Source organism: Nakamurella alba, from assembly GCF_009707545.1.
GTDB lineage: Bacteria > Actinomycetota > Actinomycetes > Mycobacteriales > Nakamurellaceae > Nakamurella > Nakamurella alba.
Window position 1 is genome coordinate 60,029 of the sequence record NZ_WLYK01000012.1, and the last position, 17,086, is coordinate 77,114.

Sequence of the window (17,086 nt, forward strand, 5' to 3'; positions counted from 1 at the left end):
GGCGTGCGGGTTCCCGTTCCGGGATCCCGCACACCCTCTCCTGTGTCCAGCCCGGCGGATCCATCCGCCTGCATGCGCTTTCCATCCGCCCGCATACGCCTTCGGCCTCTCGGAACCGGGCTTTCGCAACTGCAGAAATGCACAAAAACTCACGGTGAGCGACCGTGTCCGGACCGCAGTCGATCGCAGCGACAGTGCGACGAGACCCCGCGCAGCGACAACAACGTGACCTGGCTCGCTCCATCGGCCTCGATCCGACAGGGTCGATCGCCGCTCCTTCGAGTGAATCGGCGACGATCGGGGTAAAGCTGTGCTTACACTGCGTGCTGTACCGAAGGTGGTCGTCCACCGGTCGGCCGGATCCGCGGGGGCGGGTCCCGGTCATACCAACGGCCTCGATCGGAACATCCGCATTCGTGCGCGTCGAGGGGAACGGGATGGCAACGGAGCCGAAGGTCATCATCGCGGGGGAATCCCACGAGGTGGCGCTGGTCCACGAGGTACTCACGGCCGCAGGCCTGACGGTCGCGGGCCATACGGATGAAGAGTCGGGCGTCGACCCTCTCGGCCCGTCGGTGCCGGGCGCTGCCATCGGAGTCGTCGCCCAGACCGACGCCGCGCACATCCCCGGACGGATCATGACTCTCCGTGCCGACCCGCGGGTGTCCCGGATCGTCGTGTTGTCCACCGATCACGACCCGGAGTCCCTGATCGCCGCGGTCGGCGCCGGAGCGGACGGGTGGATCCGGCCGGACATGCCAGCCGCATCGTTGCGCCGCGCCCTGCTCGCCATCCACGACGGTGAGAGCGGCTTCTCCCGCCGACACGTCGGCTTCCTGGTCGATGCGATCCGGCTGGCCGGAGTGATCCCGCCGCCGGATCCGACCGCGGATCTGACTCCCCGGGAGCGGCAGATCTACTCCGACCTCGAGGCCGGCCGTTCCACCAAGGAGATCGCCGCCCGACTCGAGGTCTCCGAGGCCACCGTGCGATGGCATTCGGCGCGGCTCCGGCGGAAGGTCGGCGTCGGCGCGAACCCGACGGCCGACATGGTCGGAACGGACACAGCGGACGCTGCGGACAACGATGTCGCGATCGGGCGCCGACCACCGGTCCACGCCCGTGGACACGGGCTCCCGGAGCAGAAGCGGCACGAGGACCTGCCGTCCCGGCCGGGTCACAGCAGCACCCGCCGCGACTCGGCGAACCGGTGGGCGACCCTCGGGCGCGCGGAACTGCGGGTGGCGATGCTGGTCGCCGACGGCCTCACCAACCAGGAGATCGCCGACCGCCTGTTCGTCTCGAAGCACACGGTGGACTCCCACCTCAAACACGCCTTCGCCAAGCTGCAGGTCCGGTCCCGGGTCGACCTCACCAGGTTGGTACTGGCCCTGGACGCGGCCGGCCCGCGGATCTGAGCTTCCGCTCCCCCTCGACCCACTCCTCCCCCGACCCACTTCCCCCCCGGCGCACGTTCTGGCCGACCAACCCGCACCGGCGTCTCCGCCGCACACGGGAACGCCCGGTCGATCCTCTCGGATCGACCGGGCGTTGTCGGTTCAGCCGCGGGTCAGTTGACCGGGATGATCTCGATCGCCGTCACCTTGGCGTTCTCGATCCGCCGGATGAAGTCGATGGTGACCTCTCCGTCGGCGACGGTCGTCTGGAACTCCCGGACGATCGCCTTGTTCGCACCCGCGGCCTGCGCCCAGATGTCGAAGTTGGTGAGCACCGTGGTGTTCTCCAGCCGGACGTCGAAGGTGCGCTGGTTGGCGCCCGTCTTGTTCAGCTCGGCGAAGTGCAGCCGCACCCGGTAGGCACCGTTCTCCACCGGGACGGAGAACCCGAAGGCCCGCGCCCCGACCGGGGTCCCGTAGGTCTGACCTCCGGTCCACTCCGACTGGAAGATGGCGTTGTTCATGCCGGCCGGGATGCCCGTGATGGTGTTGGCCTGTGAGTACGCCCCGCCACCCGACACCCAGCCCGAGCAGTTCGGGACCGAGGTGCAGCGGGTCCAGGTGACCCCCGAGACCGACTGCGCCCCACCACCGGCGTTGATCCGGATGGTCGGCCGGTTCGCCGCCGGCCGGGTGGCGTTGACCGTGGCCGACCGCACCGACTCGTTGCCGGTCTGGTCCACCGCGGTGACCTGGTAGTACGACGCCACACCGGTCGGAGCCGCCGCGTCGAGGTACGACGTGCCCGTCACCAGGGCGGTGTTCACCTTGGTGTAGGTGCCGGTCGCCGAGGTCGAGCGGTACACGTTGTACCCGGCCAGGTCCGAGGCGGTGTTCGTCGCCCAGTTGACCGTGACGCCGCCCGCGGCGCCGGTCGCCGCCACCCCGGTGACCGCACCCGGGGGTGTGGTGTCCGGTGTGGTGACCGGGAGGATCTCGATCGCCGAGATCTTGGCGTTCTCGATCCGCTTCATGAAGTCGATCGTCACCGCACCGTCGGTGATGGTGACCGGGAACTCCCGGACGATCGCCTTGTCGATACCGCCGGCCTGCACCCAGATGTCGAAGTTGCTGAGGACGGTGGCGTTCTCGATCCGGACGTCGAAGGTCCGGGTGTTCGCCGCCGTCTTGTTCAGCTCCGCGAAGTGCAGACGCACCCGGTAGGAACCGTTGGTCACCGGCACCGAGAACCCGAAGGCCCGGGCACCGACGGTGATTCCGCTACCGCCGGTCCACTCCGACTGGAAGATGGTGTTGTTCATCCCCGCCGGAATGCCGGTGATCGTGTCCTGCTCGGAGTAGGCGCTGCCGCCGGAGACCCGGTTCGAGCAGTTGCCGACCGAGGTGCAGACCGACCACACCGTGCCGTTCACGTTCTGCGTGCCACCACCGGCGTTGATCCGGACGGTGGTGCCACCGCCGGGGGCCGCCGGCCGGGTGGCCTGGACGGTCGCCGACCGCGCCGACTCCTGGGCCGCCGTGTTGACCGCGGTGACCTGGTAGTACGACGTGCCGACCGGGGCCCCGGTGTCCGAGAAGGACGTGCCGGTGATCAGCCCGGTGTTCACCAGGGTGAACGTGCCGGTCGCCGAGGCCGAGCGGTACACGTTGTACCCGGCCAGACCCGTTGCGGTGGAGGCGGTCCAGGTGACCGTGTTACCGGTCGCCGCACCGCTGGCCGCGACCCCGGTGACCACCGGCGGCGGGGTCGGCGCCGTGGTCCTGGTGCCGTTGACCGTGGCGGACCGCACCGACTCGTTGCCGGAGTTGTCCACCGCGGTGATCTGGTAGTACGACGTCCCCACCGGGGCCGAGGTGTCGGAGAACGAGGTCCCCGTCACCAGGGCGGTGTTCACCTTGGTGTAGGTGCCGGTGGCCGACGACGCCCGGTACACGTTGTAGCCCGCCAGGTCCGTGGCGGCCGAGGCACCCCAGGTGAGGGCGACGGCCGTCGTGGATCCGGTGGCCGCGACGCCGGTGACCACAGCCGGCGGGGTGGTGTCCGGCCGGGTCGCGGTCACCGTGGCCGAGCGGGCCGACTCGTTGGCCGAGGTGTCGACCGCGGTCACCTGGTAGTACGACGCGACACCCTGCGGCGCGGTGGTGTCCGAGAAGGACGTCCCCGTCACCAGTGCGGTGTTCAGCTTCGTGTAGGTGCCGGTGGCCGACGACGCCCGGTAGACGTTGTAGCCGGCCAGGTCCGTCGCCGGGTTCGCGGTCCAGCTGACCGTGATCCCGGTGGTCGACGCTGTCGCCGCCACCCCGGTGGTCACGCCCGGAGGCGTGGTGTCCGGCCGGGTCGCGTTCACCGTGGCCGAGCGGGCCGACTCGTTGGCCGAGGTGTCCACCGCGGTGACCTGGTAGTACGAGGCCACGCCGACCGGGGCCGACGTGTCCGAGAAGGACGTGCCGGTCAGCAGTGCCGTGTTGACCTTGGTGTAGGTCCCGGTCGCCGAGGAGGCCCGGTACACGTTGTAGCCGGCCAGATCCGTTGCGGCCGAGGCCGTCCAGGTCAGGGCGATGCCCGTTCCGGAACCGGTCGCGGTGACCCCGGCGACGACGGCCGGCGCGGTGGTGTCCGGCCGGGTCGCGTTCGCCGTGGCGGAGCGGGCCGACTCGTTGCCGGTCTGGTCCACCGCGGTGATCTGGTAGTAGGAGGCGACGCCCTGCGGAGCGGCGGTGTCCGAGAAGGACGTGCCGGTCAGCAGTGCCGTGTTGACCTTGGTGTAGGTCCCGGTCGCCGAGGACGCCCGGTACACGTTGTAGCCCGCGAGATCGGTGGCGGTGGAGGCGGTCCAGGCCAGGGCGATGCCCGTGGCCGAGCCCGTCGCCGTCACCCCGGTGACCGCGGCCGGCGGCGTCGTGTCGGGGGCGGTGGTCGGGATGATCTCGATCGCCGAGATCTTCGCGTTCTCCACCCGCTTCATGAAGTCGATCGTCACGGCACCGTCGGTGATGTTCGCGGTGAACTCACGGACGATCGCCTTGTCGATCCCACCTGCCTGCACCCAGATGTCGAAGTTCGACAGCACGGTGGCGTTCTCCAGCCGGACGTCGAACAACCGGGTGTTCGCCGCCGTCTTGTTCAGCTCCGCGAAGTGCAGCCGCACCCGGTAGAAGCCGTTGGTCACCGGCACCGAGAACCCGAAGGCCCGGGCACCGACGGCCGTCGAACCGCCGCCGGTCCACTCCGTCTGGAAGATGGTGTTGTTCATCCCCGCCGGAATGCCGGTGATGGTGTCCGCCTCCGAGTAGGCGTTGCCACCCGAGACCCAGTTGGAGCAGGCGGTCAGCGAGGAACACGCCGACCAGGTGGTGCCGGACACCGTCTGCGCCGGGCCACCGGTGTTGATCCGGATGGTGGCCGGCAGCGGCGGCGTCACCGAGGCGGTGGCCGAGGCCGCCGACTCGTTCTCCGAGGAGTCGAACGCCCGCACCTGGTAGTACACCGTGGCACCGGTGGTCACCGAGGTGTCGGTGAACTCCGAGGTGGTGGCGGTGCCGATCGCGGTGAAGGTGCCGGTGGCCGAGGAGGACCGGAAGACCCGGTACCCGGCCAGGTCGGCCTCGGTGTTGTCCGCCCAGTCGAGGGTGACCCCGCCGGACCCGGCGGTCCCGGTGAGGGCGGTGGGCGCGGCCGGCGCCGTGGTGTCGGCCGGCGGGCAGCTGCCCTGGCAGAGCACCTCGATGGCGGCGATCGACGGGTAGTCGACGGAGGCCCGGAAGGCCAGGTCGATGGTGCCGCCGACGACCGTCACGTTCGGCACGGTGAGGGTGGTCGCGGTGTTCTGACCGCCTGCGGCGACGTAGATGTCGAAGTTGCGACGCACCGCCGCCCCTTCCACCTCGATGTCGAACAGCCGCTTGCCGGCGGTGTTGTTCGCCGCCGCCCGCTCCGCGAAGTGCAGGCGGACGTCGACCTTGGTCGCACCCTTCGACGGCAGCGTGTAGGTCAGCACCCGCTGGGCCTGCGCCACGTTGCCCACGTTGCCCCGGTAGGTCCGGTACAGCGTGTCGTCGTCGGTACCGGCGATCTCCTGCGGAGCCGTGGTGGCACCCTCGGCGATCGCGGTGGACGGGCCGAAGCGCCCGGTGTCCGGGGTCCAGACCTGGCCCAGCGTGTCGGTGTAGTTGCCGGCACCGGCCACGTCCAGGCGGTAGAGCGCGTCCCGGGCCGCCGCGGCCGCGGTGACGTCACCCGCGGTGATCCCGAAGGAGTCGTAGGTGGCGGTGAACGCCACCCCGCCCTTGTGGGACACCAGGATGCCGCCGGCCGTGCGCTGGCCGAAGACCCGGCCCAGCGACGCGGTCGGGACCTGGTAGGCGGTCGGCATGACCACCCAGGCACCCGTGCCGATCCGGTAGGCACCGCGCACGGTGCCGGCCGCCGGGTCGGCGAGCAGCGCGAGGTCGAGCGAGGTCACCGTGCCCGGCGCCGGGATGGTCACCGCGGTGCCGACAGTCGCGCCGGTACCGCCCATCTCGGCGTACAGCTCGATGCTCGGGACACCGGACTTGTTGATGGCCGCGACCTTGACGAAGTTGTCCTGATCGGTGCCGACCATGATGCCCTGCTGCTCGCTGCCGGCGTTCATCTCCGCCAGCGAGCCCAGCACCCGCCCGGACACCGAGTAGGCGCCGCCGGATCCGTCGAACGGCAGCTGCAGACCGTTCGCCAGGGTGTTGTCGTTGCTGCCGTTGGTGCCGGCGGTCGCCGTGCCCGAGGAGCTCACCGCGAGGGTGCCCGGGGTACCGGTGACCAGGTCGAGCAGCGACGCCTTGTAGGAGTCCGAGCCCACCGTCGTGTCCAGCTTGTTCGGCTGGGTGGACAGGAAACCGGTGCCCTGGCCGTCCTTGTCGACCAGCGTGGTGGCCACGGCCGTGGCGAAGTCCAGCTTCAGCGCGGCCGCACCGGGCAGCGGGAGCGGCGTGGTCGGGTCGACCGCGACCTCCGGCTTGATGTTGGTCACCAGGTAGACGTTGTCCTGGTAGTCGTAGTTGATGCCCGAGTAGTCCATGGACACCAGCCAGGTGTTCGGCACCACCGCACCGCTGCGGTCCCGGACGCTCCAGGCCCGCAGGTGGTGACCGCACGCCCCGACACAACCGTTGGCGTTGTCCACGCCCTGGTTGTTCTTGACCGGATCGCTCCACTCGCCGTCGATCTGGAACCCGAAGGCCCCGGTGGGGCTGAAGGTCCCGGACGCCGGCAGCGTGGTCGAGCCGTTGCGGTGCGGCAGGATGGACTGCCCGTCGACGCCGGCGTGGGTGAGCACGTTGGTGGTCGTGTTGGAGCCCTTGACGTTCCACTTGAACGTCGCCGTGTTGCCCTGCGTGTGGTACGCCGCGAGCTGTCGCACCGAGACCGGCTGCGAGGCATCGGCGCGCAGCCAGTACGGGCTGAGCACCTCGTCACCGCTGGCGGTGACCTTGCCCTGCTGGTTCAGCGGGACACCGGCGGCCGTGATGGTCGTGGTGTACCCGAACAGCCGGGCCAGCTCGGAGAGGTCGGGCTCCTGCCCGCCCTCCGAGATCGACTGCCAGAAGCCGGCCAGCTCGACCGGGACGCTGGGCCGGGCCGGGTCGTCCGACCCGACGGTCAGCGTGCCGTTCCACAGGCCACCGCTGGTGCCGATGGTGGTGGCGGTGAACCGCACCTGCACCGTGAGGGTGCCGCCGACCGCGACCAACGCGGGCAGCGCGGGCGGAGTCACCAGGGTGAACGGACCGGTGACGGCCAGCTCGGTGACGTTCAGCGGATCGGTACCGGTGTTGCGGATGACCAGCGACGTGGTGTCGTGCACCGTGTTCGCCGGGATGAACGGACCGGTCACCGGGTCACAGGCCGCCGCGTCCTTGCACGTCGTCCCCGTCTGCGGGTTCTGGATGCGGTTCATCGTCAGCCGGTCGGAGTACGGGACCCCGTCGGCGTTCTCGAGCGTCAGCACGGCCTTGCTGGCACCCGCCGCGACCACCGAGAAGGTGGTGGTGGCGGACGTCGCCAGGTTGCCGGCCACGTCCTGGGCGCGGGCCCGGACGGTGTGCGTGCCGACCGTCGTCACCTCGACCGGGGCGGTGTAGGGCAGGAAGGCCCCGCCGTCCAGGCTGTACGAGGTGCCCGCGACGCCGCTGCCGGTGTCGGAGGCGACCACGGTGATGGTGGCCTTGTTCTTGTAGACCCCGGCCGAGGCCTGCAGGCCCGACACGGCGGCCGAGACCGTGGGCGGCGTGGTGTCCGCCCCGGTGACCGGCCGGTCGATGTCCAGGAACGTCAGCTTGGTGTTGGTGCCACCGGTGGCGTCGACGGTGATGAAGCCGTCGGTGACGGTCACCTGGACGGTCCCGGTGCGGAAGGCATCGGCGGTGGTGGGGGCGAAGTTCGCGATCGCGGTCTGGCCCTCCACCTGCACCCGGTGCACCGAGTCGGTGAAGTTGGAGTCACCGACACCGACGGTGACCGTGTAGGTCCCGTTCGGCACCGCGTACTGCCAGGCGCCCGGGCCGGCCGGGGACTGGGTGGCCGTCGGCTGCATCAGGATGACCGTCCGCAGCTTCTGATCGACGGTGCCGGCCCGGTCGCGGGTCTGCGCCGTCATGTCCATCGGCGTGGTGGTGCCCGGGGTGACCCAGCCGAAGCCGCGCGCCGCGGTGAAGGCGGCGCCGGTGTCGGCCGTGTAGCCGGTGGCGACGGTGGCGGTGGCCGGCTGGAAGTCGATGCGGGCGATCGGGGTGCCGGACCCGCCGCTGCCGGCCGGCGTCACGCCGGTCACCAGGAACACGTAGTCCTGGTAGTCGCCGTTCGACGCGTCCTCGAACGTGACCAGGTAGGTGTTCGGGATCAGCACACCCGCGCGGTTCTTGGCCGGGTAGGTCCGGACCGCATGCGGCGTACCGGTGTTCAGCCCGTCCTGGGTGTAGCTCTTCCGGTTGAAGGACAGCGAGTCGACGTAGAAGCCGAACGACGCGGTGCCCGGGTCGAAGGAGCTGCCGCCGCCGGCCACGACGGCCGGGTTGAGCGTCTGCTCCTGGTCGAGCGCGATCGTCGCGACCTGGTTCGTCTGCGGGTCACCCGCGTTCGGCAGGTACCAGCCGAACGGCAGCAGCTCGTCCGGCGAGTACCGGGCGACCGGGGTCATCGTGACCGGCGCGGCGCCGGCCTTGACGAACAGCGGTGCGGTGACCTCGTCGCCGATCGGGGTGGGCGAGACGCCGAGGATCAGCCCGGTCCCGCCGACGTTGATCGGGTAGCCGAGGGTGTCGACGACCGCCTTCAGCGGCGGCTCGTTGTTGCCCTGCTCACCGGTGGTGGCGAGGCCGTAGACCCCGACATCCGTGGTCGGCGAAGCGGTGTCGTCGGAGACGAAACGGACCGCTGCGGACAGCGAACCCACCTCGGCGGCACCCGGCTTGAACGCGACGGTGTAGGTCGCGGTCGCACCGACGGCCAGCGACTGCGCGCCACCGGTGAGGGTGAACGAGCCCGCGTTGGTGCCGGTCAGGGTGACGGAGGAGATGTTCAGCGGCGTGGTGCCGGTGTTGGTCACGGTCAGCGGCTTGCCGGCCGTGGTGTTCCCGCGCACCCCGCTGAAGACGAGCTCGGACGGGGTGACCGAGAGCTTCCCGGCGCCGGTCAGGGCAGCCGGCTTCACATTGGTCACCACGAACGCCGCGTCCTGGAAGTCGACGCCGGTCGGCACGTCCTCGGGCGCGATGATGTACGCGTTCGCGACCAGGGACCCGTCCGGGTTCTTCATCGGGTACACGCGGATCTTGTGGTTGTTGCCGCCGGTCGCCCAGGTGTTCAGGGCGTCCTCGCTGTACGCCACCCGGCCGGACAGGCCCGGGAAGGTGACGTCGAAGCCGAACGGCGTCTCCAGGTCGTACTCGCCGACGGTCACGACCTCCGGCAGCACCTGCTGGTTCGAGGTGTTCGGGCCGTTGAACAGCACGGTCCGCGCCGACGGGTCGGCGGTCGAGTGCGCGGCGACGATCGCCACGTTCGGGTTGCCGGCCGGTCCGGCGGGGCCGAACAGGGACAGCGGGGTGATGCCGACGACACGGTCGAAGAGTGCCTTGGTGAACGAGGTCACGGCGACCTCCTCACCGATCAGCGCGTTGCCGACCGGCATGTCGTTGTTCGTCGGATCGGGATCGCCGACGTTCACCGGGATCTGGAGGGTGTCCAGGATCCACTGCAGCGACGGCTCGTTGGTGCCGCCGGTACCGATGGTGCCCAGGCCGCGCAGGGTGACCGAGGTGGTCGGCGTGGTCGGGTCGTTGGTGGCCAGCACGAGCGTGCCACCGCGCGGTCCGGGGACCGTGGGGTTGAACGTCACCGGGAAGGTGACGGTCGCGCCCGGGGCCACGGTGGTCGGCAGGGTCGGGCCGCCGGAGCGGGCGAACAGGGCCGCGTCGGCACCGGAGAAGGTGGCGCCGGTGATGGTCAGCGGCAGGCCGCCGATGTTCTTCACGGACACGTTCTTCGCGGCACTGGCTGCGCCACCGGCGACCTCGGTGAAGACCACGCGCGGCGTGGCCTCCGCCTTCGGCGCGCTGCCGCCGCCCTGCGGCTTGAGCAGCTTGATGCCGGTGGTGGCCGGGTTGTCGGTCAGCTCGGACACGTACAGGTTGCCGGTGGTGACGTCCTGGGCGATGTCCAGCGGCTGCCGGAACCCGGTGAAGCCGGTGATGCCGGTGACGGCGTCGGAGACCCCGCCGTTGCCGGTCACCGAGAAGGCGACGATCTCCTGGTTCGCGCTGTAGCGGACCACGATGACGGCACCGGCCAGCTTGCCGCCGAAGGCGACGGTGTTCTTGTACTCGATGGTGCCGTTCGCCGAGGCGTGCAGACCGGCGTCGTGGACGCCCGCCAGGTCGTAGTTCGGATCGGACGGGGTGCCCAGCGGGTAGGCGTTCACCTTGAACAGCGGGTTGCCGGTGTAGCCGGCCGGGTTGCCGGCGTTCAGCACGTACTCGCAGCGGACCGGGTTCGGGTGGCCGTAGTACTTGCCCTGCTTGACGTCGAACAGGTAGTCCGTCTCCGCTTGCTGGTTGTTGCCGATGGCCGGCACGTTCGGGCCGGTGTAGCCGCCGTCCGGCCGGTTGGCGCAGGAGGCCGGCAGGGTGGCCGGGGTGGCCGGGGTGGCGCCACCCGCGGCGGAACCGTTGGTGCCGGAGTACAGCCGGCCGTTGGAGTGCCAGATCAGGTCGAAGGCGTTGCGGATACCGGTGGCGTACAGGGTGAGCGGGGCGCTCGCCGCGTACGGGTTGTAGGCGCCGGCGTGGGCCGGGACACCGCCCCGGGCCGGGATCGTGCCCATGTCCGGGGTCGCGACGTCGAGCGGCAGCGCACCCAGCTTGGCCGGGTCCAGCTCCAGCACGGAGGCGGACAGCAGGTGCTCGTCCCGCTTCCAGGTGCCGTCCAGGGCGCCCATGGCGTTCATCGAGCCCTGCGTGATGTAGAGCTTGCCGTCCTTGAACGCGATCGAGTTGGTCTCGTGGTCCTTGATCGACCGCGGCAGGTTGACCACGACCTCCTGGTAGTTCTCCAGGTTCGGACCGGTCAGCTTCGCCACCGCGCCGGTGAAGTCCGGCACGTTCGCGCCGAGATAGGCGTAGTTGTCGGTGATCCAGAGGATCAGGTTGTCCGCCGTGGACGCCGGGTCGAAGGCGAGGCCGATGATGGTCCGGTTCGGCGCACCCTCCCAGCCCGCGGTCGAGGCATGGGTACGGACGGTGTTGATGGTCTCCCGGTTGGCCAGGGTGCCGTCGGCGTTGATGGTCCAGCGGTAGATCTGGCCGTAGATGCTGCCGGCGTAGAGCTTGCCGTCCGGCCCGATCACCAGCGAGGTGTAGCTGGCACCGGTCGCGGCGCCCGACTCGAGCTTGTCGAAGGCGACGCCGCTGAAGTCACCGCCGCCGCCACCGGTGGTGGTGGCCGTGGTGAAGACGCTGGAGAACGGCAGGAACGCGCGGCCGCTCTTGTCCTTCACGTTGGAGGTGATGGTGAACCGGTAGAGCGTGCCGGCCGCCAGCGGGGCCGCGGGCAGGAACGACACGGTGTCGCCGCCACCGCTGGTGGCACCGGTGCCCGCGACGCGGGCCCCGTCGGACACCCGGGTGAGCGTGACGTTGTTGCCGCCGAGGGTGGTCTCGTCCACGGCGCCGGTGTCGGCGTTGAGCGAGTTGTCCGCGGTGACGGTGGTGTTGTCCACGACCGAGGTGGCCAGGTTGCCAGGGCTCACGGCCGTGGTGAACGGACGCCCACCGCGGTCGAGCGCGGCGATGTCGGCGTACAGGAACTTGGTGTTGGTGCCACCGGCCGGGCTCAGGGTGAGCCGGCCGTCGGTGACGGTCACGGTGCGGGAGGCGATCGAGTACTTGCTGCCCGAGGCCGGCACGAAAGCGGCCACGGCGTTCTGGTTCTCGATGTTCAGCCAGTGCGAGCTGTCGATGGCGGTGCCGGCGTCACCGACACCGACGGTGACCTCGTAGGAGCCGTTGGGCACGGCGATCTCCCAGGCGCCCGGTGTGTGCACGCCGGTGGTCACCGAGGGGGCCAGCTGCGAGTGCACCAGGGTGGCCAGGCGCAGGTCCGGCTCGTTCGCCGACGGGCTCGCGGTGTTGCGGTTGCGGCCGTTGCCCTCGAGCGAGAGCGGGGTGTTGGTACCGATGTTCACCCAGCCGTAGGTCAGACCTGTCCCCTGGTCGCCCTCGGTCCGGGCGCCGAACGCCTGGCCGTGGTCGTCGACGTAGCCGGCCGGCGGTGTGGAGGCGGCGTCCTGGAAGTTCACCTTGACGGCGAAGTTGTTGCCCGCTCCGGCGGCCGGGGTGACCGTCGCCGAGACGGAGGCCGGCGATTCGTTGCCGGCGGCGTCGACCGCGGTGACGACGTAGCGATAGGTGGTGCCGTTGGTCAGGCCCGACTCCGAGAAGCTCGGCCCGGTCAGCAGGTTGGTGTTGCGGCGGGTGTCCGGGCCGGGCACGACGACCGCGCCGGTGCCGCCGTAGACGTGGTAGCCCACGACGTCGAGGTCGGCCGGCGGGGTCCAGGTGAGGGTGGACGAGGCGTTGCCGGCGATCCCGGTCAGACCGGTCGGCGCCGCCGGGGCCTGGGTGTCCGGCGCGATCGGGCCGGCACCGACGACGGTGACCCAGTTGAGCTTGGTGTTGTTGCCGCCCAGGGCGTCGATGGTCAGCCGGCCGTCGGTGACGTCGACGGTGGCGGTGGCGGTGCCGTACTCGTTCGCGGCGGTGGCCTGGAACTGGTTCAGCAGCGTCACGCCCTCGGCGCGGATGGTGTGCTTGCTGTCGTAACACGGTGCGGCACAGCCGGTCTTGGCGGCGCCGGGCTGGTCACCGACCGAGACCCCCACGGTGTAGCGACCGTTGGGCACGGCCAGCTCCCAGGCGCCGGGGGTGAAGGTCCCGTTGCCGGTGGGCAGCGGGACGATGTCGCCGTACTGCAGGTGGATCATCCGGTTCTGCAGGTCGGTGACGGTGGTCCGGGTGCGCAGCCGGGTGTTCGCGGTGAGATCCAGCGGGGTGTGGTTGGCGCTGGTCAGGGTGTCCTGGCGGACCCAGCCGCGACCGGCGGCGTCGGTCCAGGCGGCACCGATGTCCTTGGTCCAACCGGCCGGCACAGGGGCGGCGTCGGTCTGGAAGACGTACTTGACGTCCAGGCCGGCGGCCGGCACCGCGGCCGACACCTGGTTCGAGGCAACGGATTCGTTGTTCGAGGTGTCGGAGGCGGTCACCACGTAGTACGAGGTGGTGCCAGGGGTCGCCGAGCTGTCGACGAAGGTGGTCCCGGTGAGCAGGGTCCCAGTCAGCTTGGTGCGGGCACCGCCGGCGGTCGCCGAGCGGTAGACCGAGTACCCGGCGAGATCGCCTGCGGTGACAGCGGTCCAGGTCAGCGACACGGCACCGTCGGCGACGGTGGCGGTGAGCCCGGTCGGCGCCGCGGGAGCGGTGGTGTCCGGGGTCGCGGTCGGCACTGCGCTCACCGCGGCCGACGCGGCGGCCCGGTTGCCGAGCGTGTCGTAGGACACGATCTGGTAGTACACCCGGACGCCCGGATCGAGATCGGTGTCCAGGAAGGTGCGGCCGGCGGTGCGGAGAACGATGCCGATCAGGTTGTTCTCGTCACTCGCCGGTGTTGCGGAGGTACCGCGGTAGATCCGGTAGCCGCGGAAGTCGGCCTCGGTGTTGGCGGCCCAGGTCAGGGTCACGCTCTGGATGCCGGCGGTGGCGACCAGACCCGTGGTGACGGCCGGCGGGGTGGTGTCGGCCGGGGTGGCGGACGCCTCGTTGGACTGCTGCGAGACGTTGCCGGCGAGATCCCGTGCGACGATCACGTAGTAGTAGGTGTTCGTGTTCAGCGCGGTGGCGTCGACGTAGGACGCGCTGGTCGAGGCGGCGGTGCCGATCTCGACGCCGGCGGCGCCCGGGGTGGCCGACCGGTAGACGGTGTAGCCGGCCAGGTCGTCCTCGGTGTTAGCGGTCCACTGCAGCGTCACCTTGGCATCGCCTGCGGTGGCGGTGAGGCCGGTCGGGGCGGCCGGTGCGGTGACATCCGGTGCGGGGGTGGGCTCCACGGACTTCTCGGCGGAGGCCGGGGACTGGTTGCCGGCGTCGTCCAGTGCGGTGATCACGTAGTAGTACGTGGTCCCGTTGGTCAGACCGGTGTCGTCGAACTGGGCGGCGGTCGGCGAGGCCACCAGGTTGGCGGCCTCGACGGACACCGGGCTGGTGGTGCTGCGGTACACCCGGTACCCGGTGAGATCGCCCTCGGTGGACGGGGTCCAGCGGACCGTCGCGGAGGCATCGCCCGCGGTGACGGTCAGCCCGACCGGCGCGGCCGGGGCGGTGCTGTCGGCCGGGGTGGCGTCCACCTCGGTGGAGGCGTCGGACTCGTTGCCCTTGGTGTCGATCGAGGTGATGACGTAGTGGTACGCAGTGCCGTTCACGACCGAGGTGTCGGCGAGCTGGGTGGCGGTCAGCGGGGTCGCGGTGATGCGGTTGGCGGCGCTGGTCGCGACCGGGGTGCTGGTCGACCGGTAGACGTGGTAGCCGGCGAGATCGGTGGCGGTGACCGCGGTCCAGGACACGGCGACGGTGCCGTCACCGGCGGTCGCGGTCGCACCGGTCGGGATCGCCGGCGGGGTCAGGTCGGTCGGCTCGACGATGATGTAGTTGATCTTGGTGTTGGTGCCGCCGGTGGCATTGAAGGTCAGCCGGCCGTCCGTCACCTGCACGGTGACGGTCTGGATGTCGAACTCCTTGGCCGCCGTGCCCTTGAAGGCATTGATGGCGGTGGTGCCCTCGACCTTGATGGTGTGAGTGGAGTCGTAGCAGGGGGTGACACAGGAGGCGGTGGCCGAACCGGGCTGGTCGCCGGCGCTGACGGTCACGTCGTAGGTGCCGTCTGCGACGGCGATCTCGTAGTCGCCGCGGGTCTTGGTGCCGGTGAAGGAGCCCGGGATGTCGGCGGAGGCCATGTGCATCAGGCCGCGCTGCAGGTCCGGAACTCCCGCCCGGGGATCGCGGAACCGCCCGTTGTTCACCAGGCTGGTCGGGGTGTGGGTGCCGACGGCGACCCAGCCGCGGCCGGCCGAGTTGGTGAAGCCCTGGCCGAAGTCCTTGTCGTAACCGGCAACGTTGCCGGCGGTCTCGCTGCCGAAGTTGATCTTGATGGGCAGTTCGGCCAGTGCCGGGGAGGCCGCATCCGGTGTGGCCGAGACGGTCGAGGAGGCCACCGACTTGTTCCCGCCCTGGTCGACGGCGACCACGGCGTAGTAGTAGGTGGTGGTGTTCTCGGCGGTGGTGTCGGTGAAGGCGCTCGTGGTGAGTGCGGTGGCGCCGTTCAGCGGGGTACCGGTGGTCGCGACGGTGGACGTGGTGGAGCGGAACACGTTGTAGCCGGCGATGTCCGACTCGGTGTTGTCCGCCCAGTCCAGGGCCACCGAGTGGTCACCGGCGGTCGCGGTCAGCGCGGTCGGGGCGGCCGGCGGAGCATCGGCCGGGGTCTGCGCGACGGTGATGTAGTTGAGCTTGGTGTTCTTGCCGCCGTTGGCGTCGACGCTCAGGAATCCGTCGGTGACCTGCACGGTGGCGGTCTTCACCTGGAACTTCGTGGTCGCGGTCGGGACGAAGTTGTCGACGACGCGGGTGCCTTCGAGGTTGATGACGTGCGAGGTGGCGTCGGTGCCGACCTGGAAGTCGCCGACGGAGACGGTGACGTCGTAGGAGCCGTTGGGCACCGCCAGCTGCCACTTGCCCTGGGTCGGAGTACCGGTGGCGCCGGCGCCGTAGAAGCCGATCAGGGTGTTGCCCTGCATGTGGATCGTGGTCATCTGCGTCGGGTCGACCGCGGTCTCACCGGCAGCGGGGGTCCGGGTCCGGCCGTTCGTGATCATGCTCAGCGGTGCGCCGGTCGCGGCGTCGAGCCAGCCGTAGCCACGGACGTTCGCGTAGTTCTGGCCGTAGTCGCCGGTCCACCCGGCCGGCGGCGTCACGTTGTTCTGGAAGTTGAACTTCGCCGGGAAAGTCGTTGCGGCAGGCGTGCCGTCGTCCATCACCGCACCGGTCGCCGCGCCGGCGGAGGCCGTGTTCGGAGCCACCACGTACCAGTAGACCTGACCCTTCACCGCCGTGGTGTCGGTCCAGGTCGAGTCGGTCGGGGTGGCGATGGTGGCACCCGCGGTGTTGACCGGGAGCGTGGTGCTGCGCCACACCTTGTAGCCGGTGGCGCCGCTCAGGTCGTCCCAGTCCAGGCCGATGGAGGTCGCGAACGGGGTGGCCACCAGATTGGCGATCTGCACCGAGTCGATGGTGACGAAGTTCAGCTTGGTGTTCTGGCCGCCCAGCGCGTCGATCGTGAGCCGGCCGTCGGTGACCCTCACCCACACCGTGTTCGCGTTGATGCCGGCCGTCTGGCACCCGGTGGTGCCCGGCTTCGGCATCTGGTTGAAGGCCGTCACGCCCTCGACGTGCAGGACGTGCGACTCGGCGTCGTTGCCCACCTGCGAGTCGCCGACGCCGACGGTCACCTGGTAGTCGCCGTTGGGCACGGCATACTCCCACGCCGCCGGGGTCGCGTCGTTGGTCGTGGTCGTTGCCGGGGCCTGCATGTGGATCAGGGAGCGTTGCCGCTCGGGGAACGAGGCGGCGAGACAGCCGGTCGCGTTGCGGTACCGCGTGTTCAGCGGGATCGCATACGGCACATGGGTTCCCGCCAGGCTGTCCTGCCGCACCCACCCCCGGCCGTCGGCGTCGTTGTACGCAGCGCCGGTGTCCTTGAGGTACCCGGATGCGTTCACCCCTGCCGTGCTGTTGAACTGGTACTTGACACTGATCACCGGATCCGCGGCCGCAGCCGCGGGCGCGAGCAGGGTCTGCGGCAGCACCATGGCGAGGGCCGCGAAGGCGGCGATCGCCGCCTTGGTGCGCCTGCGCAGGGGGCCGGAACGGTGGCCGAACCGGGACGCGGCAGTGCGTGAGGTGGACACAGAAAGCCCCCAGGGAGACGTCGAGTCAAAACGACGTTCAACATCCCTGTGTCCGGTTCGTCACGTCATCGCCAGATCTAGGGGTTCTCGCGTTTGGTCCGCCCCAACACCGGGAACTAA

The 17,086-nt window shown here is 70.3% G+C and carries 2 protein-coding genes; one reads left to right on the forward strand and one right to left on the reverse strand.

Translation table 11 applies throughout. From position 1 onward, the window contains the following. Positions 1 to 437 precede the first annotated feature (437 nt). A complete protein-coding gene (locus tag GIS00_RS23690; protein WP_154770945.1) occupies positions 438 to 1,418 on the forward strand; it encodes a response regulator transcription factor in 981 nt (326 codons plus the stop codon). Between the two features lie 152 nt (positions 1,419 to 1,570). Here the strand turns inward: GIS00_RS23690 and GIS00_RS28055 are convergent, their stop codons facing one another. Then, complete coding sequence (locus GIS00_RS28055) at positions 1,571 to 16,966, reverse strand: malectin domain-containing carbohydrate-binding protein (RefSeq protein WP_154770946.1); 15,396 nt, start codon at positions 16,964 to 16,966, stop codon at positions 1,571 to 1,573. Between the last annotated feature and the right edge of the window lie 120 nt (positions 16,967 to 17,086).